General features: G+C 73.6%; 18 protein-coding genes and 1 pseudogene. 8 read left to right on the top strand and 11 right to left on the bottom strand.

Features of this window, described 5'->3' with window-relative positions; all coding sequences use genetic code 11:
- Positions 1 to 28: 28 nt before the first annotated feature.
- From OG500_RS35010 to OG500_RS34995, 4 genes are all read right to left on the bottom strand, one after another.
- Entirely contained in the window at positions 29 to 1,273 is a 1,245-nt protein-coding gene (locus OG500_RS35010) for a L,D-transpeptidase (RefSeq protein WP_329586258.1), read from the bottom strand.
- 313 nt (positions 1,274 to 1,586) lie between these two features.
- Positions 1,587 to 2,009 (bottom strand): protease pro-enzyme activation domain-containing protein, encoded by a 423-nt coding sequence (locus tag OG500_RS35005; protein WP_329586255.1) that lies wholly within the window; start codon positions 2,007 to 2,009, stop codon positions 1,587 to 1,589.
- A 6-nt stretch (positions 2,010 to 2,015) separates the two neighbouring features.
- Complete coding sequence (locus OG500_RS35000) at positions 2,016 to 3,239, bottom strand: MFS transporter (RefSeq protein WP_329586253.1); 1,224 nt, start codon at positions 3,237 to 3,239, stop codon at positions 2,016 to 2,018.
- Between the two features lie 9 nt (positions 3,240 to 3,248).
- Positions 3,249 to 3,884 (bottom strand): helix-turn-helix domain-containing protein, encoded by a 636-nt coding sequence (locus OG500_RS34995; RefSeq protein ID WP_329586250.1) that lies wholly within the window; start codon positions 3,882 to 3,884, stop codon positions 3,249 to 3,251.
- Positions 3,885 to 4,005: 121 nt separating this feature from the next.
- Between OG500_RS34995 and OG500_RS34990 the strand changes: the two genes are divergently transcribed.
- The 3 genes from OG500_RS34990 (at position 4,006) to OG500_RS34980 (ending at position 5,311) form a co-directional block, all read left to right on the top strand.
- A complete protein-coding gene (locus OG500_RS34990) occupies positions 4,006 to 4,446 on the top strand; it encodes a helix-turn-helix transcriptional regulator (protein ID WP_327070865.1) in 441 nt (146 codons plus the stop codon).
- An 82-nt stretch (positions 4,447 to 4,528) separates the two neighbouring features.
- Positions 4,529 to 4,948, top strand: a complete 420-nt coding sequence (locus tag OG500_RS34985) for a VOC family protein (protein ID WP_327070864.1) — start codon at positions 4,529 to 4,531, stop codon at positions 4,946 to 4,948.
- Positions 4,949 to 5,107: 159 nt separating this feature from the next.
- Complete coding sequence (locus tag OG500_RS34980; protein WP_327070863.1) at positions 5,108 to 5,311, top strand: cold-shock protein; 204 nt, start codon at positions 5,108 to 5,110, stop codon at positions 5,309 to 5,311.
- 40 nt (positions 5,312 to 5,351) lie between these two features.
- Here the strand turns inward: OG500_RS34980 and OG500_RS34975 are convergent, their stop codons facing one another.
- Positions 5,352 to 6,914, bottom strand: a complete 1,563-nt coding sequence (locus tag OG500_RS34975) for a PTS transporter subunit EIIC (protein WP_329586243.1) — start codon at positions 6,912 to 6,914, stop codon at positions 5,352 to 5,354.
- A gap of 273 nt (positions 6,915 to 7,187) precedes the next feature.
- Entirely contained in the window at positions 7,188 to 8,012 is an 825-nt protein-coding gene (locus tag OG500_RS34970) for an SAM-dependent methyltransferase (RefSeq protein ID WP_327070861.1), read from the bottom strand.
- 248 nt (positions 8,013 to 8,260) lie between these two features.
- Here OG500_RS34970 and OG500_RS34965 point away from each other — a divergent pair, with 248 nt between their 5' ends.
- Entirely contained in the window at positions 8,261 to 9,724 is a 1,464-nt protein-coding gene (locus tag OG500_RS34965; protein WP_327070860.1) for a hypothetical protein, read from the top strand.
- A gap of 80 nt (positions 9,725 to 9,804) precedes the next feature.
- On the opposite strand, the gene OG500_RS34960 is transcribed toward OG500_RS34965, so the two are convergent.
- Positions 9,805 to 11,766, bottom strand: coding sequence for an AMP-binding protein (locus OG500_RS34960; RefSeq protein WP_329586239.1), 1,962 nt, complete (start codon positions 11,764 to 11,766; stop codon positions 9,805 to 9,807).
- A 173-nt stretch (positions 11,767 to 11,939) separates the two neighbouring features.
- The gene (locus tag OG500_RS34955) at positions 11,940 to 12,446 is read right to left on the bottom strand and encodes a GNAT family N-acetyltransferase (RefSeq protein WP_329586237.1); all 507 of its coding nucleotides are present in this window, start codon (positions 12,444 to 12,446) and stop codon (positions 11,940 to 11,942) included.
- A gap of 483 nt (positions 12,447 to 12,929) precedes the next feature.
- Between OG500_RS34955 and OG500_RS34950 the strand changes: the two genes are divergently transcribed.
- A complete protein-coding gene (locus tag OG500_RS34950) occupies positions 12,930 to 13,238 on the top strand; it encodes a DUF4193 domain-containing protein (protein ID WP_327070857.1) in 309 nt (102 codons plus the stop codon).
- 197 nt (positions 13,239 to 13,435) lie between these two features.
- On the opposite strand, the gene OG500_RS34945 is transcribed toward OG500_RS34950, so the two are convergent.
- Complete coding sequence (locus OG500_RS34945) at positions 13,436 to 13,873, bottom strand: VOC family protein (RefSeq protein WP_327070856.1); 438 nt, start codon at positions 13,871 to 13,873, stop codon at positions 13,436 to 13,438.
- 314 nt (positions 13,874 to 14,187) lie between these two features.
- Here OG500_RS34945 and OG500_RS34940 point away from each other — a divergent pair, with 314 nt between their 5' ends.
- A complete protein-coding gene (locus tag OG500_RS34940; protein ID WP_327070855.1) occupies positions 14,188 to 14,559 on the top strand; it encodes a YciI family protein in 372 nt (123 codons plus the stop codon).
- Positions 14,556 to 15,767: an RNA polymerase sigma factor gene (locus OG500_RS34935; protein WP_327070854.1), complete on the top strand. Its 1,212-nt coding sequence runs from the start codon at positions 14,556 to 14,558 to the stop codon at positions 15,765 to 15,767. The genes OG500_RS34940 and OG500_RS34935 overlap by 4 nt, the downstream gene beginning before the upstream one ends.
- A 108-nt stretch (positions 15,768 to 15,875) precedes the next feature.
- Here the strand turns inward: OG500_RS34935 and OG500_RS34930 are convergent, their stop codons facing one another.
- Both OG500_RS34930 and OG500_RS34925 read right to left on the bottom strand, forming a co-directional pair.
- Positions 15,876 to 16,451: a hypothetical protein gene (locus OG500_RS34930; protein ID WP_327070853.1), complete on the bottom strand. Its 576-nt coding sequence runs from the start codon at positions 16,449 to 16,451 to the stop codon at positions 15,876 to 15,878.
- 288 nt (positions 16,452 to 16,739) lie between these two features.
- Positions 16,740 to 17,018: pseudogene (locus OG500_RS34925) on the bottom strand (hypothetical protein); the annotation flags it as partial.
- A 272-nt stretch (positions 17,019 to 17,290) separates the two neighbouring features.
- On the opposite strand from OG500_RS34925, the gene OG500_RS34920 reads away from it, so the two are divergent.
- A complete protein-coding gene (locus OG500_RS34920; RefSeq protein ID WP_442907162.1) occupies positions 17,291 to 21,430 on the top strand; it encodes a molybdopterin-dependent oxidoreductase in 4,140 nt (1,379 codons plus the stop codon).
- Positions 21,431 to 21,454: the final 24 nt, after the last annotated feature.

The following is a 21,454-nucleotide window of genomic DNA, read 5'->3' as shown; positions in this document are numbered from 1 at the left end:
GGGCTGCCCGCAAGCAGCCCGGCGACCGTCACCAGGTGCTCCACGGCATGTTCCAGCCGCTCAGGCCGTTGTCCGGCGCCACCTGGCCGCCCTTGGAGTTGACGACCTTGACCACGTCGCCGACCAGCGAGTCCGCGTAGAACGTGCCTGCCACCGAGGTGTCGCTGCCGCCCTTGACGTCCTCGAGGCCGACGCAGCCGTGGCTGTTGTTGGAGTGCCCGTAGGCGCCCGCGGACCAGTAGTTGCCGTGCACGTAGGTGCCCGAGTCGGTCAACCGCATCGAGTGCGGGACCACCAGGTCGTAGTCCCCCGCCTTGAGGCCCGGCACGGTGGCGGAGTTCATCTCCACCGTGCCTTCCTTGGCACTGATCACCATGGTGCCGTTCCAGGAGGCGTGGTCGTCCGAGCCGGCGGTGATCGGGATCCGGCGCAGCTCCTGGCCGTCGCGCTGGACGTCCATGGTGTGCGCCGCAGCGTCGACGGTGCTGATCTGTGAGCGCCCGATGGTGAACTGCTCGTCACGGTCGCGACCGCCGTACACGCCGGGCGCCACCTCCACGTTGGAGAGCCGGACGTGCACCTTCACCGTGGTGCCCGGCTTCCAGAAGTTCTCCGGGCGCAGCTCCAGCCAGTTGTCGTCGTCGAACCAGTGGCCCTTGACCTGGGTGCCGTCGGACGCCTCGACGGTGATGCCGTTCGCCACCGCCGCCTTGTTCGTCACGGCGCGCTGGAAGTCGACCTTGATGATCATGCCGACGCCGTAGGTCCGACCGGTGTCGATGTTGTCGCCGGACCGGCTGGTCCTGGCCGGGGTCAGCGTGGTGAACGTGCTGTCGGCGCCGGCCACCACGCCCTGGGCGTCCACGGCCCGAGCGCTGACCCGGTACTGCGAGGAGACCGAAAGACCGGCCGCCGGGACCCAGTTGGTCCCGTCGGCGGCCATCGTCCCGGCCACCGCCTTGCCGTCCTTGTCGGTCACCGCGACCTGGGTCAGCTTGCCGTTCGCCACGGCTATCTTCAGCGCGTCCGGCGCCACCCCCTGCGCGCCGTCCTTCGGCTCGACGTCCAGCACGGCCGCCGAGGTCTTCGGCGACGGCGGGGCGGCCGGTGCGGACGGCGAGGCGGGCGGGCTGCCCGGGGCCGCCGCCCGGTCCGAGCTGCCCGCGCCGGCCGCGTGACTGCCGCCGCCACCGCCCGCATGACCGCCGCCATCACAGGCCGTCACCAGGAGCAGCACGCTGCCCACGGCCAGTCCCATGCGTATCGCCTTCATGCCACATCCCTTGCTCCGGTGTTCCTCGCTCCCTCCTTCAAACGGCCCAAGGGGCGGTTCAGGTCGCAGCTGACTTTCAGATTTTTTTCATCGCCCCTCGTCAGGCGCTCCTTCCGGAGGCCGCCGGGGGCTTGTCGACGGGTGCAGGAGTGCGGGTCGGGGTGGCCGGCGCCCGTGCCCGAGGTGTCGGATCCCGGGCCCGGGCCGGCCGGCCGAGCCGTGCCGGAGCGGTGGTGCAGCCGCGCTGAGTCCGGGATGGATCCACCGCGCGGCCACCGTCAGTGACGGGCGAAGAAGCGCGCGAAGTCCGCGGTCACCGCGCCGACGCCGATGACGTCGTCGTGGCCGGAGCGGTGGCGGCACTCTGCGGCACAGCGGCCTGGGGCATTGCCGTCCGGGACGCCGCGGGACGGGGCGCTGCGGGACGGGGCGCTGCGGGACGGGGTGCTGCCGCCTGCGGCACCGTGGTCCGCGGCGCCACCGTGCCGGCGGCGTCCGGTACGTAGGGGTTGTCGGAGTCGAGGCCGAGCACCGTGCTGATGTCGTGGCCGAGCGCGGTCGGCATCGAGACACCGGTCACCGGGCGCAGGAACACGGGATCCTGCCCCGCTCCCCAGGCGTAGCCGTGCACCGAGGTGGCGAACGCCGTCCGCGCCTGGTCCACGGTCGCGGTGACCGCCAGGTCGTGGGCGTTGGCTCGGCGGACCGGACCACCGGGGGACGCCCGGCGCGTCACGACCGCTCAGCCGGAAGGGACGGGTTGGGGCGAGCATTCGGTCGCCCCCGATCCCTGCCGCTGTTCGGGCCGGGTGGCGAGGTAGAGGGTGGCGAGGGCGAGCACGCCCGCGGCGACGTAGCACAGGTCCCGGTAGTACAGCGCGGAGACGAGCGCGGCGCCGGTGGCGATGCCCAGCGACTGCCCGCCGACCACGAGGAAGTTGTCGGCGCCGACCACCCGGCCCAGCAACTCGCCCGGGGTGTTCAGCTGGATCGCGGTCATGGCGCCGACGATGGCGAACGGCAGCCCCAGCCCGAGCAGCAGCGCGCCGCCGACCACGACCGCGTCCTCGGGCACGGCCAGCACCAGGGCGGACGCGCCGGTGACCGCGAGTCCCAGCGCCGCCAGCCGACCGGGGCCGAGCCGGCGGGCGAGGGCTCCGGCCCAGAGCCCGCCGAGGATCCCGGTGACGCCGACCGCCGTGGCCAGGACGCCGGTCCAGGCCGGGGAGTGGTGCAGGCCCGTGGTGACGATCGCGATGTCGAGCGTCTCGAAGAAGCCCATGACGAAGACCCCCGCGGTCATCGCGACCGTCAGCTGACGCAGCGCGGGCCGGCGGACCAGGAACGCGAAGCCCGCGGCGGCCTCGTGGCGCCACCGCGCGCCGGACGGCTGCGGTTTCTCCTCCTCGACCCGGACGAACGCCCAGCAGAGCACGCCGGCCGCGAAGCTGGCCGCGTCCAGCACGGCCACCGCGCCGCCGCCGTGCAGTTCGAGCAGGCCCACGCCGAGCGCCGGGGTGATCAGGCGCTGGCCCTGCGTCAGGGCCTGGGCGAACCCGTTCGCGGAGCCCACCAGTTCCTCGGGGACCAGCCCGGGCAGCAGCGCGGAGGTCGCCGTGCTGCTGATCGAACCGGCCAGTCCGTAGAGGACCATGACGCCGTAGACCAGCCAGACCTGGTCCGCGCCGTGCACCTGCGTGAGCACCAGCACCAGCAGGCCGGTGGCCGTGTTGGTGACCATGATCAGCGGCTTGCGGCGGACCCGGTCGACGAGCAGGCCGGTCAGCGGTGAGAGCAGGGTGCCCAGGGTGAGGCAGAGGAAGCACAGGCCCGCCTTCGCGGTCGAGCCGGTCAGCTCCCTGACCCAGATGCCGGCGGCCAGCCAGAGCGCGTAGTCACCCATCTCGCTGAGGCTGTTGCCGAGGAAGTACAGGCGTATCCGGGGTAACGCGAGGAGCTTGCCCATGACACGGGGTCACCTTTCCGGTTCGGTGGGGAGGAGGACCTCGAAGGGGTGGGTGGCCGTCAGCACCTCGAAGGGCACGGAGCCCTCCGGGCGGGCGGCCGGATCGTCGATGCGGTCCGTGAACCGCATCAGGACGCTCGCGATCTCGCGCTGCGCCTGCTCGACCTCCGCCGTGGTGGCGAAGAGCACGAACTGGCTCCGTCCGCTGACCGACCGCACCGCCTGCGGGTACTGCTCGCGGTGGCTGTCGTAGTGGCGCACCCGGGCCCACCAGCGGTCCAGCACGACATCACCCAGCGCCCGGGCCGCGTGACCGACGGTCAGATCGGGGTTCTCGGAGTCGATGCGCAGGCTGACCGCGCCGAGCTTCCACGGCCGTTCCCGCCCGGTGCCGCCGCCCGCCTCGACGACGTACTCGTACTTCGCCAGCGTGCGCAGGTGGTACGAGACGTTGGGGACGGTGCCGCCCACGATCCCCGCCGCCTCGGTCGCGGTGAGCGGGCCGCCCACCGCGAGTGCCTCCAGCAGCGCGATGCGTGTCGGGTGCGCGAGCGCGCGCAGCGCTCGTGGATCCGTCTCGTTGCGCATCGCGGCGTACGGGTCGTCACCGGCCGGCGGGGTGCTGTCGCGCTCTGGAGTGCTCACACCGAGGAGCATAGGCTCGCAAGAACCCTTTCGAAAGAGTTCTTGCGAAAGAGTTCCTGCGAGGTCGGCCGAGCCCTCCAGCGGCGGCCCGATGTCACACCTGCTGCCTACGCTGGGTTCCGTGACCGCACATCCCCCCGCCCGACATCTGATGCGCGCCAAGGACCTCGCCGACGCGCGGTACGCCGATCCGCTCACGGTCGCCGAGCTCGCGGCGGCCGCCGGGCTGTCCCCCGCGCACTTCAGCCGCGCGTTCCGACGTGCCTTCGGGGAGTCACCGCACGTGTACCTGCTGACCCGGCGGCTGGAGCGCGCGGCCGCGCTGCTGCGCACCACCGACCGGCCGATCGCCACCGTCTGCCTGGACGTCGGGCTCAACAGCCTGGGGTCGTTCACCACCAGCTTCACCCGGATGTTCGGCCGCACCCCGGCGGCCTACCGGGCCGCGTTCCCGCCGGCCGCCGCGCACGCGATCGTGCCCGGCTGCGTGCAGCGCGCCTACGGCCGGCCGCAACACCGCACGTTTCGAGAAGACGGCCCGCAGGGTCCCGCCCTAGCGTGACGGTATGGCCCGCGCACCGCGGCCGACCTGTCCACACGTGCGCGCAACACACTGACAACCAGCCGATATCAGGAGGCTCACCATGATCAAGATCGCCACCGCGCAGCTCTGGGTGCACGACCAGGAGGAGGCCCTCGCCTTCTACACCAAGAAGGTGGGCCTGGAGGTCCGGTCCGATGTCACCCTCCCCGAGATGGGGGACTTCCGCTGGCTCGCCGTCGGTCCGGCCGGGCAGGAGGACGTGTCCATCGTGCTGATGGCCATCCCCGGCCCGCCGGTCCTCGATGCCGAGACCCAGTCCCAGGTGCGCGAGCTGACCGCCAAGGGCGCGGCCGGCACCGTCTTCCTCACCACGGACGACTGCGACGCCACCTACCAGGAACTCTCCGCCCGGGGCGTGGAGTTCAACGAGGAGCCGACCGACCGACCCTACGGCCGCGACTGCGGGTTCCGTGACCCCTCCGGCAACAACATCCGGCTCACCCAGCTCGCGGAGCTGTGACCGCACCCGCCACCCCATCCGGATGATCCCCCGACGACACCGGCGAATCAGCCGACCGGACACCGGCCGGGGTGACAGGGTGCAGGGGCCGGGGCCCGCGACGGACCCCGGTCGGTGCCGGTGAACTGGCGCCGTGACGTGGGCCGAAGGACGGAACAGATGGCAACTGGCAAGGTGAAGTGGTTCAACGCCGAGAAGGGCTTCGGCTTCATCGAGCAGGATGACGGCGGCCCGGACGTGTTCGTCCACTTCTCCGCCATCCAGAGCCAGGGATTCCGCTCCCTGGAGGAGAACATGGAGGTCGACTACGACGTGGTGCAGGGGCCCAAGGGGCCCCAGGCCGAGAACGTCGTACCGCAGTAGCGACCCGGGTACCGAGGGCGGCCTGCCGGGCAGGCCGCCCTCACCCCGTTCTCCCGGTCAGCGCGGTGGCCACGGGATCGCCGTCCGGGCCGGCCTCGCCCGGCTCTTCGGCGTTGAGCTCGGCCAGCATCGCCTTGGTGAAGCCGAAGCAGTAGGTGGCCAGGAACCCGGCCAGATAGCCGACGAACAGCCCGCCGGCGTAGACCAGCAGCGTGCTCCCCAGGCCGTGGTTGCCCTTCAGCAGGGGGAACAGGGCCCACCCCGAGGGGCCGATCGCCGTCGAACCGACCTCGGTGCCCAGCATGCTGCACAGGCCGATGAAGGCACCGCCGGCCGCCCCGCCGAGACAGGCGGTGACGAAGGGCCGGCCGAGCGGCAGCGAGACCCCGTAGATCAGCGGCTCGCCGACGCCCAGCAGCCCGGTGGGCAGCGCGGACCTGATGGTGGCCCGGATCGACGGATTGTGGCGCAGCCGCAGGTAGACGGCGAGGGCGCAGCCGACCTGCCCGGCGCCCGCCATCGCGAGGATCGGCAGCAGGACGGTGTAACCGTGCTGCTCGATGAGCGTGGTGTGGATCGGGATCAGCGCCTGGTGCAGGCCCAGCATCACCAGCGGCAGGAAGAGTCCGCCGAGCAGCAGCCCGGCGAACGCGCCGCCGCGGGCCATCAGCCAGCCGGCCGCCGTACCGACCGCGGCGGCGACGTGCCCGGCCACGAACATCAGCCCGAACAGCGTGACCAGGCCGGTGACCAGCAGGGTCAGCGTGGGTGTGACGAGGACGTCGAGCGCCGCGGGCACCCGGCGCCGGCAGCCGCGCTCCACCCGGCTCGCCAGCGCCGCCGCGCCCAGCGCGCCCAGCACACCGCCCTGACCGGCGGTCAGCTGCTGGCCGAACGCCGAGACGTGGGAGACCCCCGGGAAGACGATCACCGCCGCGGCGGCGCCGCCCAGCATCGGTGTGCCGCCGCACACCCTGGCCGTGTGGTAGCCGACGAACACCGCGATGAGGGCCAGGAAGCCGCCGCTGATCGCGTTCAGCGCCGGGACCAGCGCGGGCAGCCAGTGCAGGGTGGTGAACAGGCCGGCCACGCCCGCGATGACGCCCGACCCGATCAGGGCCGGGATCAGCGGGACGAAGATGTCGGCGATCCGCCGCAGCACCTCCTTGGCGGGTGTCGCGTTGCGCTGCCGCGCGGCGCCGCGCAGGGCCGCCCCGCGCTCGGCCAGCTGCTCGGCGGTCGCGGGGTGAACGGCGGTCGCCTCCACGGTCGCCGCAGGCTCGGAGCCCACCAGCCCCTGCGCCGGCGCCGGTGTCTGTGCCTGCGCCGGTGCCTGTGACTGTGCGCGCTGCCGTGCGAGCAGCTCCTCGAACGCCCGGGCGACCCGCGCCACGCCGGGGCCCAGCACGATCTGGTACGTCGCGCCGTCGACCACCCCCAGCACGGCCGGCAGCGCGGTGAGCGCGGCCTCATCCACCAGCGCCCCGTCCCGCAGGCCCAGGCGCAGCCGGGTCATGCAGTGGGCGACGCCGGTGATGTTGCCGGCTCCGCCGAGCAGCGGAAGCAGGGCTGCGGCGACTGCCTGGTCCTGGTCGGCGGACATGGTGCTGGCCTCCGCTGCGGTGCCGGTGGGCGGGGGCGCCGGCCCCTCGCGCTCGGCGCCCGGTCGCCCGGGGCGGCGGTGCCACCGCGCGCGCCCCGCGCCGAACCGTACCGGCCCGGGCCCGCGGCGGGGCGCCGCCACGAGCCGGGTGGGCGAGGAACGCGTCGATCGGCGCAGTGCGGCGGACCTGGCGCCGGCGGCGCGGCGGGGTACCGGCGGCGCGGCGGGGTACCGGCCGCCACGTGCCGGCGGTCGGGCCGTCGGCCGCCCGCGCTACGGCTTGCGGCCGAGCCCCGCGTAGGCCATCACCTGGTTGTCCGCCAGGGCCGGGCCGTCGTCCAGCTCCGGGTACCAGCGGTTGATCAGCACCACGCCGGGATCGTCCAGCTCCAGCCCGTCGAAGAAGCGCGCCACGCCCGCCTGGCTGCGCAGGTGGTTCTCGATGCCCGCCTCCCGGTAGCGCCGGGAGGCCACCTCGGCGCGCTCCGGGATGGAGTCCGCGGTGCCGGCGGTCAGGGCGAGGAAGCTTCCGGCGGGCAGCGCCTCCAGCAGCTGCGCGACCAGCGGCAGGGCGACCTCGTCGGAGAGGAAGTGCACGATGTTGATCAGGGTCAGCGCCACCGGCTGGGTCAGGTCCAGGGTCGCGCCGAGCAGCGCCGGGTCGGCGAGCAGCTTCTCGGGGTCGCGCAGGTCGCAGTCGACGTAGGCGGTGCGGCCCTCACGGGTGCTGCTGAGCAGGGCGCGCGCGTGGGCGAGCACGATCGGGTCGTTGTCCACGTAGACGACCCGGGTGGCCGGGTCGATGGACTGGGCGACCTCGTGCAGATTGGGCGCGGTGGGGATGCCGGTGCCGATGTCCAGGAACTGCCGGACGCCGTGCACCGTGGCCAGTCGGCGGGTCATCCGGTGCATCACGGCACGGGCCGCGCGGGTGGAGACGCGGGCGCCGGGCCACTCGGTGAGGATCGTGTCACCGGCGGCGCGATCGGCGGCGAAGTTGGTCTTGCCGCCGAGGAGGTAGTCGTAGACCCGGGCGGGGTGCGCCCGCTCGGTCTGCAGGTCGACCTCCGGTATCCAGTCGTCCTGATCCTGCGTCATCCAGGAGACACCCTCGAAACTCGCCACCCGTCATCCCTCCACGTTCGATGTCGAGGGCAACTGAACCACAGCAGGTGAGGGCGCGTCAGCCCGGCTCCCTGCTGAAATCGGTGAACCTCGGTCATCGCCGGTCCGGGATGGTCACAGCGGTGTGCCCGTTCCCCATCCTTCGAACGACATGTTCATGAATTCCCCTCATATTTTCCGATCCTCGGACCAGCGATCGGGTCGGCCTCTAGGCTCGGCCCGTGGCACGAGCGGAGCGAGCGGATCGGGTGGAGCCGGCGGACCCGGGGGCAACACCAGCGGTGGACCCGGCGGGGTGGGAGCAGGCCTGGACCGGCGGCCGACGGTGCGTCCACCTCGGCAACGTGGCCGACTTCAACGCCCAGTTCCTCGACCCCGGCTTCTTCGCCGACCCACTGCCCGGCAGCGCGCCGACCACCACCGCACGCGGCGGGCACCAGGTGCTGCTCGACTGGCCGAGCCAGGGCCACCGGTACGCCGCGCTCACGCCGTTCTACAGCCCGCACCCCGCCGCCGTCGTCCTCCCCCGGCACCTCGAACCGGCCTGGCTCGACGTCCTGACCCGACAGTTGGAGTGGGACCCGGTCGAGGTGCACAGCGGCATCGCCGAGCAGGACTGGTTCTGGCCCGCGCTGACGGCCCGTCCGGTGCTGCTCGGGCGGCTGCGCGAGCGCGGGCTGCCGTTCGTCCCGTGGGGCAGGTCGCCCGGCGAGGCCCTGCCGGAGGGCCCGGGGGGCAGCGAAGTCAGGGCACTGGTCCGGCGCTTCGAGTCGAAGCGGGCCGCCCTCGAACTCTTCCGGGCGACCGCCGCCGACGGCCACCCCCAGGTGCCGGTGCGTCAGGCCCAGTGGCTGGACACTCCCCGCGCACTCACCCGGGCCATCGGCCGGGCGACGGCCCGCGGCCGGAGCGTGGTCCTCAAGGCGGAGTACGGCGTCGCCGGTCTCGGCACCGCCGTGGTGACCCCCGGGCAGGTGGCGGCGGCCGGCGGCGCACGGGCGCTGCTGGACGCGCTGACGGCCCTGGACCCGCTGATCCGCGACCGCGGCGGCATGCTCCTGGAGCCCTACGTCGCGGGCGCCACCGAGCTGCGGGACCTGACCTTCGACGCGGTGGTGGCCCGGGACGGAGGCGTCCATCCGGTCGGCGTGGCGGTGATGCACGTGGCCGGCACCGGCTACCAGGGTGCGACCGTGGGGCCGGATGTGGTGCCGCCCGAACTCGCCGAGCGGGCCACCCGGTTCGGCCTGGACGTCGGGCGCAGGCTGGCCGGGCTGGGCTACCGGGGCTGGTACGACATCGACTTCGTCGCCGGCCCGGACCGCACGCTCGCCCCGATGGAGACCAATCTGCGGCTGACCGGCCCCGCCATCGCCTTCATGATCAAGGCCCGGCTCGACCGGGTCCGCGGCCCCGGTCACCTCGTCCGGGTCCTGGACGAGCTCCCGCTGGGCGCGCGGCTGGCCCAGGAGCACCTCTTCGACCACCTGCAGCGGCTCGCCCGCCGCTGCGAGCGCCACGGCGCCCTGCTGCTGCCGACGCTGCCCGACACCGCCTTCGACCCGATCCCCTCGGTCGGGGTGGCCATCGCGGCGCGGTCGCGCTCCGCACTGGACACCGCCGAGGCTCTGGTCCGCGCCGCCAACGCGGACCTCGGCCTGCTCTTCGCCGGCCTGGTCCGCTGAGCACCGCCAGCGGACTCGCCTGCTGCTGAGCGCCACGCCGGTGAGCAGGGCTACAGGGTGCGGCGCTATCGGGTGCGGGGCTACGGGGTGCGGGGCGGGCGGTCCGCAGGCGGCGGGCCGGGTCGTCGCCGGGCCGGCCACCAGCGCAGCGGCCACCACCGCGCCCGCCTTTGCGGAGCCGGGCGCGCCAGTGCTCCGGCCGGCCCGGCTCCCACGGCCCGGCCCTTGAGCGCGGACGCCCGGGTCTTGCCGAGCGGCACCCCCGCCTTGCCCCCAGCAGCCGCCTTGCGTCCCGCACCCACCGGAACCGCCCCGGCCCCCTTGGCACTCCCGGCAGCCACGGCGCCCGCGGCTTCGAGCTGCTGGGCGGCCGGCAGCGGCAGGCCAGCGCGATCCACCTTGCCGGCCCGGGTGCGGGGCAGCACCGGCAGCGGCACCACCACCTCCGGTCCCCGGCCGCCGGGCAGCCGCTCGACCGCGTGGGCCCGCACCTGCTCGGCGTCGAACGGCGCCTCGGGGTCGACCGGCACCACGTACCCCACGCGCACCAGCGGGCGCTGCGCCGCACCGGCCTCGGCCGACTCGACCGGGATCAGCTCGATGTCGGCCGCCCAGCTCTCGGCCACCAGCGGATGGGAGCGCAACACGCCGTCGAGTTCGGCCAGTTCGGCCACCGCCTCGACCCCGCCGTTGGTGTCGAGCCGGCCGAGGTACTCCACCAGGCCGTCCTCGCGCAGCCGCCCGGCGTCCCCCGTCCGGTAGCAGAGCGGGCTGCCGGGGCGGAGGTCGACGGGGTGGAACCGCGCCGCGGTCAGCGCCGGCTCGCCGAGGTAGCCGCGGCCGACCACCGCGCCGGCGAGCTGGATCTCCCCCACCACCCCGGGGCCGACGGGCCGGCCGGCCGCGTCGACCACCATGACCTCCGTCCCCGGATAAGGCCGGCCGATCAGCGACACCCGCTCGGGGTGGGTCACCGGGCCCGGCAGATCGGCCGGTTCGAAGTGCAGGTTGTCGATCCCGGCCTCGGCCGTCCCGTAGCTGTTGACCACTCTGACCTGCTCACCCAGGTACTGCTGCACCTCCAACTGCCGGTCCAGGTACCACTTCTCGGCTCCCACCAGAAGCAGCCGCACCGACCCCAGCCACAGCCCGAACCGGCCGACGTGGGCGTAGAGCCGCTGGAACGTCCGGGCGCTGATGCCGACGACGGTGACCTGCTGGGTCGTCAGGAGCTGGTGGAGCGCGCCCAGGTCGGGCGTGCGGTCCAGGGTGACGTTGGGCTCGAACATGATCAGCGAGCCGCCGGAGCAGAGGGCGCGCAGCCAGTCGGCGGTGAACACGTCGAACTCGAAGGTGGTGCTCTGCAGATGGCGGTCGGCCGGGGTCAGCCCGAGCTCCCGCTGCCAGCCGTGGAAGGCGCTCAGCAGGTTGCGGTGCTCCAGCAGCGCACCCTTTGGCAGGCCGGTGGAGCCCGAGGTGAAGAAGACACAGGCCAGGTCGGCGGCGTCGACTGCGGCGTCGATCACGGCGGCGGCTGCTGCGGCGCTCGCGGGCGTGGCGGCGCGCGGGCCGGGCAGCGCTTGCGCCTGGGCCTCGCGGTCCAGGAGGCGCAGCGGGCGGTCAGTGGCGTCGGCCAGCCGGACCCGGTGCGCCTCCTCGGTCAGCACGACGAACGGCTCGGCCCTGGCCAGCACGTGGCGCAGCAGCCGGTCGGGCGCGGTCGGCTCCACCGGGACGTAGGCGCCGCCGGCCTTCAGCACCCCGAGCATCGCGACCAGGACCAACGGCGAGCGCCCCAGCGACACCACCACCAAGCCACCGCGCGGCAGTCCGAGGTGCCGCAGCTCGGCGGCCAACCGGTCGGCCCTGCGGTCGAGTTCGCCGTAGCTGAGCTGCTCGGTGCCGCACCGCACCGCCACGGCGTGCGGGTCCCGGCGCGCCTGCGCCTCGAAGGCGGCGTGCACGGTCGCGGGGCGCGGCGCCTCCCGGCTGCCGCGTTCGGTGGCCGGGTCCATGTCCTCGCGTGGTTCGTCCTGTGGCATCCGCCCTGCCCCCAGATCCCTTGGATCGCAGTCTGCTCGGTGACCTCAACCGCCAGTCTATGGAGGAGTGTTCACCCAGGAGCGGGTCTCGGCGAAAGTAGGGTCTCCGGAGCCGGCTGCCGCCGCCCCGTGCCCCGTGCTCGGGGCTCGGGTCGCGGACCCGGGCAGCGGGCTCAGACCGTGGCGACGGGCACCTCGAAGCGCAGGCGGGACTTCGCGAGCGGCACGGCCGGCGGATGCTGCTCCTCGTGGCGCACGGCGCCGTCGGCGACCGCCGCGGCCAGCGCCGGCCACAGGCGGGCGGCTGCCGTGTTGTGGTGGAGGTAGGCGAGGGTCCAGGGTCCCGGGTGCCGCTGGAACAGCAGGCGCGCGGCGGTGGCGGCCACGCCCTGGCGGCGGTACCGGCGCACCACGAAGAACTCGCTGACGTTCCACGCCCCCTCGTCCCCCGCCACGTCGCAACGGACCAGCGCGAAGCCCGCCGGCCGACCGGCCACCCGGATCAGGTACGGTTCGCGGGCCGGGCTGGTGAAGTAGGCGTCGAACCACGGGTAGCCGAAGGTCCCGTCCGCGGAGAGCTCCCGGTTGTCCAGCTCCGAGAAGTCGTGCAGATAGAGCTGCATCAGGTTCGCCAATACCTGCCTGCCCTCGGCGGTGACCGGAACGAGTTCGATGTCCATGCGGCCACGGTGCCCGTCCGCAGCCGCGACCGCCACCGATTTCCGCCCGCGCGGCTTCCGGCCGTGCGGTTTCCGGCCGTGCGGTTTCCGGCCGCGGGCTTCCGGCCGCAGAGTTTCCGGCGCGGGATTTCCGGATGGCGCGCTTCCGGATGGGACGGCGCCGATGGCCGACGGGACGGCGGAGCGCTCGGTCGGACGCCGCGCCGAGTGCCGCGCGTCACCCTTGGGCCCAGCCGCCCTGAGCAGATTTCCCGCCGCCTCGCCCGGGCACGGCAGACCGTCGATCGGAGCGTCACGGCCCAACAGGGCGGCGCCCAGGCCGTGGTGACGATTCGGCGGCGGGACGGTGACGGCGCGATGACGGGCCAGGGCCGGGCCGTCACCCGAACAGCGCCCCGGCTACCGTGCCGGTGCGCCGCTGACAGGGCAGGCTGGCACGTATCATCTCTCCGGATCCCGCCCACCTGACGAGAAGGCACCGCTTTGGCTACCGACTACGACGCCCCGCGCACCAGCAGCGACGACTCGAACGACGAAAGCATCGAGGAGCTGAAGGGCCGGCGCGACAACAAGTCCAGCGCCTCGGTCGACATCGACGAGACCGATGCCGCCGAGGGCATGGAACTGCCCGGCGCCGACCTGTCCGGTGAGGAACTCACCGTCCGGGTCATCCCGCTGCAGCAGGACGAGTTCACCTGCATGACCTGCTTCCTGGTCCACCACCGCACCCAGCTCGCCGGGGAGGACAAGAACGGTCACCCCATCTGCCGGGACTGCGCCTCCAGCTCCTGAGGCACGCCAGGGCCTGTCCGACCATGCACGTCGGACAGGCCCTGGGGCCGGGCGCCGGCCTCGCCGCGCCCGGCCGGGAGCACCACCCGCGGCCCGCTCGCTCCGCTGGCGGCCCGCCACCGGTGTGATTCTCGTCGCGCCGGGCCCGCTCTGACCCGCTGTCAGCCGAAGGCCGGCCACCGGGGCGGCCGGTTCGGTCAGCGCCGGCTGTAGGGCCGGGTGATGATCTCCATGTTGTGGCCGTCCGGGTCGGCGAAGTAGGCGCCGCGTCCGCCGAAGAGCCGGTTGATCCGGCCGGGCTCGGTGTGGCTCGGGTCGGCGTAGTAGGTGACGCGCAGCGATTCCAGGCGGGCGATCATGGTGTCGAACTGCGCCTCGGGCACCAGGAACGCATAGTGCTGCGACTGAATCGGCTCGTCGCTCTTCTGGTAGTAGTCCAGCGTGACGCCGTTGCCCAGGTCCACCGGGAGGAACGGCCCGAACGGGGCGCCGACCGCGAGGCCGAGGATCACGGCGAGGAACTCGGCCGACAGCTGCCGGTCCTTGGCGAAGACGACGGTGTGGTTGAGCTGGACGGTGTCGGTGACCGGCTCGGCGGCCGGGGACGGGTGCTGGTCGTGCTGGTCGTGGGACATCTGTGCTCTCTCCGGATCGTGGGTTCCACGGGAACGAACATCGCCGCGCGCGGGCGCGGAGCAGGATTCGTGGAGAGGGTGCGGCGGGGCCCTGGCCCGCCCCGGGCTCACCCCGAGGCCGGGCGCCTCACTCGTGCGTGGCCCATGGCCGACCCGGCAGTCACCCGACCGACCCTAGCCTCCCACCGCGTGGCGCGGCAACGGCGAAAGAATTCCTGCGAAAGTCCTGCCTGCGGACGTCAAGAAGCCGGCGGCGGCTCCGACCAAGCGGCAGAAGGGCCCGGAGCGGGCTCGCGAGACCACCGGAGGACGAGATGAAGTTCCTGATCAGTCTGCACATCAATCCCGCAGTGCTGGCCGCGCTGACCGACGAGGAGAAGGCGGCGGTCGGCGCCGGCCACGGCGCGTTCATCGAGGCGCTCAAGGAGTCCGGCGAGCTGATCACCACGCAGGCGCTGGTCGACCCGTCGCAGGCCGCCGTGGTGACCGTGCGCAACGGCCAGCCGGTGGTGACCGACGGCCCCTTCCTGGAGGCGAAGGAGTACCTGGGCGGCTTCTACCTGATCGACTGCGAGGACAAGGAGCGGGCGATCGAGCTGGCGGCGCGGATCCCGGACAGCGCGATCGAGGGGCTGGGGGTCGAGGTGCGACAGGTGATGTTCTGCGACGGACCATTGGAGGCATGACACCACTGGGCTTCGAGGACCTGCTGCGTGAGCTCGCGCCGCAGGTCCTCGGCACGCTGGTACGCCGGTACGACCGCTTCGAGGGGTGCGAGGACGCCGTGCAGGAGGCCGTCCTCGCCGCCGCCCTGCAGTGGCCGGCCGAGGGGGTGCCGGACAACCCGCGCGGCTGGCTGGTGACCGTCGCCTCCCGGCGGCTGATCGACCAGCTGCGCAGCGACCACGCCCGCCGCGAGCGGGAGTCGGCGACGGCCGCCGAGGTCCTGCCCGAGGAGGTGCCGGACACCGACGACACGCTCGTCCTGCTGTTCCTGTGCTGCCATCCGACGCTGACCGCCGCCTCCCAGACCGCCCTGACGCTGCGGGCGGTCGGCGGCCTGACCACGGCCGAGATCGCCCGCGCCTTCCTGGTGCCGGAGGCCACCATGGCGGCCCGGATCAGCCGGGCCAAGCAGCGCATCAAGGCGTCCGGCAGCACCTTCGCCCTGCCGGACGGCGCGGAGCGCGAGGAGCGGCTGCGGGTCGTCCTGCAGGTGCTCTACCTGATCTTCAACGAGGGCTACACGGCGTCCTCGGGCAACGCGCTGCACCGCGCCGACCTCGCGCGCGAGGCGATCCGGCTGACCCGGATGGTGCACGCGCAGCTGCCCGGGGACGACGAGGTGACCGGACTGCTCGCGCTGATGCTGCTCACCCACGCCCGCCGGGAGGCGCGCACGACGGCGGCCGGCGACCTGGTGCCGCTGGACGAGCAGGACCGGACGGCCTGGGACCGCGCGCTGATCGAGGAGGGCACCGAGCTGGTCCGGGCCGCGCTGGCCGGCCCCTCGCTCGGGCCGTACCAGTTGCAGGCCGCCATCGCCGCCACGCACGCCGACGCGGCCACCGCCGAGGAGACCGACTGGCCGCAGGTGCACGCCCTCTACCTGATCCTGGAGCGGATCGCCCCCAACCCGATGGTCACCCTCAACCGGGCGATCGCCCTCGCCGAGACCGAGGGCCCGCAGGCCGGGCTGGCCCTGCTGGCCGCCCTGGACGGCGACGCCCGGATGGCCGGGCACCACCGGCTGCTGTCCGTCCGGGCACACCTGCTGGAGAAGACCGGCGACCGGGCCGGCGCCTACGAGCACTACCGGCGCGCCGCGAGAGCGACCGCCAGCATCGCCGAGCAGCGCTACCTGGACTCCCGGGCCGCCCGCCTGCGGCCGTGACCGGAGGCGGACACGAGGAGGCCGTGACCGGAGGCGGACCCGGGGAGGCCGTCGGCGGCCCCGGACCCTCCGGGGCCGCCGACGGCGTCAGTCGGCTCGGCTACCGGGTCAGCAGTTCTTGATGAACCAGACCGGCGCCCAGTTGCCGTGCGGGTCGCCGGAGGCGGCCGGCGGGGTGGTGTAGACCCAGTTCATCGACTTCCCGTACATCACCGCCCGGACGCCGGGCGTCTGGTTGTTGTACCAGGAGCCGCCACTGCCCCACCCGCTGCCGGGCAGCTCCCAGGTCTGACACTTCCACATCGTGAATTCGTAACCGGAGTAGTTGGCGCCCTTGTACGCGCAGAAGTTGCCCGCCGCGCAGTTGCCCGGTCCGTACTTGACCGACGGGCCGTTGCTCAGGTCCCGGACCCGGCTCTCCCCGGGCACCGTGAGCACCACGGCGGCGCCGTCGCCCAGGGCGACCTTGTCGAGCGCGACCTGGGTGCCGCCGGAGCTCGCGATGAAGGACTTCACCTCCTGCTGCAGTCCGTTGATCTGACTGCTGGTCAGCCCGGCAGCGCGCCCCTGGGCCAGGAAGGGGCTCTGCGGGGCGGCGGAGGCGGTGCCGGCGCCGGCGACCGCGCCGGCCAGGCCCAACACCGTCGCGGCCAGGGCAAGGCTGGTCCTGCGGATGGTTCGCATGGTCAGGTTCCTCCAGATCGGAGTGCTGTGTGCGATCTGTCAGGAACACTACGAGCCGCCCCCGCACGAGCGCATGGAGCGCCGGGATGAGTTCGCCGTCCCCCGACCGGAGGGGCGCGCGGTCAACCTCCGCACTACCCCGGCGCTTTCGTCCACCCAGCGCAGTAGTCCCCCGCCCCGAACAGCACTCCGGCCCGCCCCTCACGCGGTGGGCCGTCAGCGGGTGGTGGCGCCCGGGTAGCCGATCTCGGCGATGTCCTCGGCCAGGTCCGCGAGGGTCGCCTCGGCCCCCGGCCACCCGCCGTCCGCCGCGTACGGGCTCATCGGCGACTCGTGGTCGAAGCCGCGGATGTACACACCGGCCGGGGCGAAGACGATGGAGTACTCGTCCCCGGAGCCGTTGCGCATCGACGCCAGTTGCTCGGTCGGCGACCAGCGGGAGTCGAAGGAGTAATGGCGGGCCTCCCAGTCGGGGCTCAGAATGGCATCCAGCACGGCGAGCGCGCGGCAGTGGTCGCGCAGCGCGTCGGGCTCGGGCAGCAGGCGGGCGACGTCGTCGACGGTCATGCCCGGCAGTCAGACCGACCCCACTGACAGTCCCGCCCCACAACCGTGCGGGGTGCCGGTGCGGCGGGTGCGACCATGGCACGGCGGTGTTCGTCGTCCGAGCGCAACAGGGGGTTCGCAGGTTGACCGGGGAGGGGCGGGAGCTGTCGGTGCCCCGCGGTGGAGGGAGTGCGGCTGTGACCCGGGCAACGGCGGCGACCGGGGCGGCTCCCGCGACCGCGGCGGTCGAGCGGGTGCGGACGGTCTGCTCATACTGCGGGGTCGGCTGCGGGATGGTGCTGGACCTCGCCCGGGACGCCGAGGGACGGCGGACGGTGGCCAGGGCCGCCGGCGACCGGGCGCACCCGGCCAACCGCGGCCGGCTGTGCACCAAGGGCGCCACGCACGCCGACCTGCTGGCCGCCCCCGGACGGCTGACCACCGCGCTGGTCCGCGAGCGCCGCGGTGACGAGCCCGTGGCGCTGGACGTGCACCGGGCGGTCGCCGAGGCCGCCCGGCGGCTGCGGCGGATCCTCGACGAGCACGGACCGGACGCGGTCGCCCTCTACGTCTCGGGGCAGATGTCGCTGGAGGCGCAGTACCTGGCCAACAAGCTGGCCAAGGGGTTCCTCGGGACCAACCAGATCGAGTCCAACTCCCGCCTCTGCATGGCCAGTGCGGGCAGCGGCTACAAGCTGTCGCTGGGCGCCGACGGGCCGCCGGGCTCGTACGGGGACTTCGACCACGCCGAGGCGTTCCTGGTGATCGGCTCCAACATGGCCGACTGCCACCCGATCCTGTTCCTGCGCATGATGGACCGCGTCAAGGCCGCCGGCGCCAAGCTGATCGTGGTCGACCCGCGCCGCACCGCGACGGCCGACAAGGCCGACCTGTTCCTGCAGATCCGGCCCGGCACCGACCTCGCCCTGCTCAACGGGCTGCTCCACCTGCTGGTCGAAGGCGGCTGGACCGACCCGGAGTTCATCGCCGCGTACACCGACGGCTGGGAGCAGCTGCCGGACTTCCTGGCCGGCTACCCGCCCGCCGCGGTCGCCGCGATCACCGGCCTGCCGGAGGCGGACATCCGCCGGGCGGCGCAGTGGATCGGCGAGGCGGGCGAGTGGATGAGCTGCTGGACGATGGGCCTCAACCAGTCCACCCACGGCACCTGGAACACCAACGCCCTGGTCAACCTGCACCTGGCCACCGGTGCGATCTGCCGCCCCGGCAGCGGCCCGTTCTCGCTGACCGGCCAGCCCAACGCGATGGGCGGCCGTGAGATGGGCTACATGGGCCCCGGCCTGCCCGGGCAGCGCTCGGTGCTGGTGGACGAGGAGCGGCGGTTCACCGAGGAGCTGTGGGGCATCCCCGAGGGCACGCTGCGCACCGAGGCCGGCCGGGGCACGGTCGAGCTGTTCGAGCGGATGGCGGCCGGCGGGATCAAGGCCTGCTGGATCATCTGCACCAATCCGGTGGCCTCGGTCGCCAACCGCCGCACCGTGGTCCAGGCGCTGAAGAGCGCCGAACTGGTCATCACCCAGGACGTGTTCGCCGAGACCGAGACCAACGCGTACGCCGACATCGCGCTGCCCGCCACCCTCTGGGCGGAGGCCGAGGGCGTCATGGTCAACTCCGAGCGCACCCTGACCCTCGTCCCCGGTGCCGTCACACCGCCCGGCCAGGCCCTGCCGGACTGGCAGCTGATCGCCGCCGTCGCCTGCGAGCTCGGGTTCGCCCAGGCCTTCACGTACGCGAGCGCGGAGGAGGTGTTCGAGGAGCTCAAGCGGGCCTGGAACCCGAAGACCGGCTGGGACCTGCGCGGCGTCGACTACCCGCGGCTGCGCGAAAGCCCGGTGCAGTGGCCGGCCGCGCGGGTGGACGGACCGGACCGCAACCCGATCCGCTACCTCAACGACGGCGTCAGCCGGCCGCTGGTCGAGCGGCCGGACGGCAGCCGGCCCCGGCTGGTCTTCCCGACCGCCTCCGGACGCGCCGCCTTCTTCGCCCGGCCGCACCTGCCCGCCGCCGAACTCCCGGACGACGACTACCCGTTCGTCCTCAACACCGGGCGACTGCAGCACCAGTGGCACACCCTGACCAAGACCGGGAAGGTGGCCAGGCTCAACCGGCTCAACCCCGGACCGTTCGTCGAACTCCACCCCGAGGACGCGGGCGCGCTCGGCATCGCGGAGGGGGACGAGGTGGAGGTGGCCTCCCGGCGCGGGCGGGCGGTGCTGCCCGCCGTGGTCACCGACCGGGTCGGACCGGGGAACTGCTTCGCGCCGTTCCACTGGAACGACCTGTTCGGCGAGTACCTGAGCGTCAATGCGGTGACCAACGACGCCGTGGATCCGATCTCCTTCCAGCCGGAGTTCAAGGCGTGCGCGGTGGCGCTCGGCCGGGTCGGCGCGCGGGAGGTGGCTTCGGCGGCTGTTGATGACGGGGTGACCGGCGAGGCGGCCGGCGGGGTTGTGGGGCCGGCGGATGGGCCGGTGGAGGTGCCGGCGGACGGGCTGAGCCTGGCGGAGGTGCTGGGCGTGGCAGGAGCGGCGCCACCGGTGCTCGCCGACCACGAGCGGCGCTACCTGGCCGGCTTCCTCGCCGGACTCGCCGCCGCTCCGCCCGGGCCCGGCGGCGGGGTGCCGGTGCTCCCGGCCACCGCCCCGCTCGACCCCGCGCACGCGCTGTGGGTGGACGGCCTGCTGGCGGGCCGCTACTCGCGCTCGGCGGCGGTGCCCGGGCCAGCGGTTCCGGCGCAGGCGGTTCCGGCGCTGGTGGCGGGGGCGCAGGCGGGGGCCGGGGCGGACTCCTCGGCGGCGCCTTCGCGGGCCCGCCAGGTCGTGGTCCTGTGGGCCTCGCAGACCGGCACCGCCGAGGAGTTCGCCGCCACCGTCGGCGGGCGGCTGGCCGAGGCCGGGCACCCCACCACCGTCCGCGCCATGGCGGACTGCGCGCCGGACGCCGTGCCGGCCGGCGCCGACCTGCTGGTGATCAGCTCCACCTTCGGCGACGGCGACGCACCGGACAACGGCGCCGGCTTCTGGCAGGCCCTCAGCGCCGCGGACGCCGCCCGCTTCGCGGACCTGCGCTACGCGGTGCTCGCCTTCGGCGACTCCAGCTACACGGCGTTCTGCGCCCACGGCCGCCGGCTCGACCAGCGGCTCGCCGAACTCGGCGCCGTGCGGATGCTGCCGCGCGTCGACTGCGAGCCGGACTACGAGGCGGCGGCCGGCGGGTGGCTGGAGCAGGTGGTCACCGCCCTGGCCGTCCCAGCGGCACCGGCTGCCCCTGCCGTTCCCGCCCCTGCGGCCCGCCCCAGCAAGGCCGAGCCGTACCTCGCCCGGCTCAGCGGCAACCGGCTGCTCAGCCTGCCCGGCGCGGCCAAGGAGGTCCGCCAGTTCACCTTCGACCTCGGCGGCGGCACCCTCGCCTACGAGGCGGGCGACGCGCTCGGCGTCTGGCCCGTCAACTGCCCCTCCCTGGTGGCGGAGTGGCTGTCGGTCACCGGTCTGGACGGGGATGCCGAGGTCCTGCTGCCGGGCCTTTCGCCCATGCCGTTCGCCCAGGCGCTGCATCAGCGGCTCGACATCACCCGGCTCACCCCCGAGCTGCTGCGGCTGGCCGCCGAGCGCACCGGCGACCGCGAACTCAAGCAGCTGCTCCGCCCGGACAACAAGGGTGGCCTGGCGCAATGGGCCTGGGGCCGGCAGGCCGTCGACCTGCTCACCGCGTACCCGGTGCGGCTCGGCGCCCAGGAGTGGGCGGAACGGCTCGAGCGGCTGCAACCACGGCGGTACTCCATCGCCTCCAGCCCGCTGAGCAATCCGGACGAGGTCCGACTGACCGTCTCGGTGGTGCGCTACGAGGGGCCAGGCGGACGGCAGCGCAAGGGAGTTGCCTCGACCTTCCTCGCGGACGGCGAACTCGGCAGCCCCGTGCCGCTGTTCGTCCAGCACTCGCCCAACTTCCGCCCGCCGGAGGACTCCCGGACACCCGCGGTCATGGTCGGCCCCGGCACCGGCGTCGCCCCGTTCCTGGGCTTCCTGGAGCAGCGCCGGATCCTCGGCCACCAGGGCGGCAACTGGCTCTTCTTCGGCGAGCAGCGCCGGGCCACCGACTTCTACTACCGCGAGGAGCTGGCGGAACTCCACCGGCACGGCACCCTGACCCGCCTGGACCTGGCCTTCTCACGCGACCAGCGCGCCAAGGTCTACGTCCAGGACCGGATGCGCGAGCACGGCGCCCAGCTGTGGTCCTGGCTCCAGGACGGCGCCCACCTCTACGTCTGCGGCGACGCCCGCCGGATGGCCCAGGACGTCGACCTGGCGCTGCGCGACATCGCCTGCACCCACGGCGGGCTGAGCGAGCAGGAGGCCGGCGCCTACCTCAAGCGGCTCACCGGCGAGCGGCGCTACAGCCGGGACGTCTACTGAGCCGCGCCGGGAGCTGTTCGCCGT

The organism is Kitasatospora sp. NBC_01250, assembly GCF_036226465.1.
Taxonomy (GTDB): domain Bacteria; phylum Actinomycetota; class Actinomycetes; order Streptomycetales; family Streptomycetaceae; genus Kitasatospora.
This window is presented reverse-complemented; position numbering and strand designations above follow the sequence as displayed.

Coding starts and splice junctions, on each gene's coding strand:
- OG500_RS35000 (WP_329586253.1), bottom strand. CDS start 3,239: ATGGGCAAGCTCCTCGCGTTACCCCGGATACGCCTGTACTTCCTCGGC.
- OG500_RS34985 (WP_327070864.1), top strand. CDS start 4,529: ATGATCAAGATCGCCACCGCGCAGCTCTGGGTGCACGACCAGGAGGAG.
- OG500_RS34970 (WP_327070861.1), bottom strand. CDS start 8,012: ATGACGCAGGATCAGGACGACTGGATACCGGAGGTCGACCTGCAGACC.
- OG500_RS34920 (WP_442907162.1), top strand. CDS start 17,291: ATGGTGCTGGACCTCGCCCGGGACGCCGAGGGACGGCGGACGGTGGCC.
- OG500_RS34935 (WP_327070854.1), top strand. CDS start 14,556: ATGACACCACTGGGCTTCGAGGACCTGCTGCGTGAGCTCGCGCCGCAG.
- OG500_RS34945 (WP_327070856.1), bottom strand. CDS start 13,873: ATGTCCCACGACCAGCACGACCAGCACCCGTCCCCGGCCGCCGAGCCG.
- OG500_RS34955 (WP_329586237.1), bottom strand. CDS start 12,446: ATGGACATCGAACTCGTTCCGGTCACCGCCGAGGGCAGGCAGGTATTG.
- OG500_RS34975 (WP_329586243.1), bottom strand. CDS start 6,914: ATGTCCGCCGACCAGGACCAGGCAGTCGCCGCAGCCCTGCTTCCGCTG.
- OG500_RS34930 (WP_327070853.1), bottom strand. CDS start 16,451: ATGCGAACCATCCGCAGGACCAGCCTTGCCCTGGCCGCGACGGTGTTG.
- OG500_RS35010 (WP_329586258.1), bottom strand. CDS start 1,273: ATGAAGGCGATACGCATGGGACTGGCCGTGGGCAGCGTGCTGCTCCTG.
- OG500_RS34940 (WP_327070855.1), top strand. CDS start 14,188: ATGAAGTTCCTGATCAGTCTGCACATCAATCCCGCAGTGCTGGCCGCG.
- OG500_RS34980 (WP_327070863.1), top strand. CDS start 5,108: ATGGCAACTGGCAAGGTGAAGTGGTTCAACGCCGAGAAGGGCTTCGGC.
- OG500_RS34960 (WP_329586239.1), bottom strand. CDS start 11,766: ATGCCACAGGACGAACCACGCGAGGACATGGACCCGGCCACCGAACGC.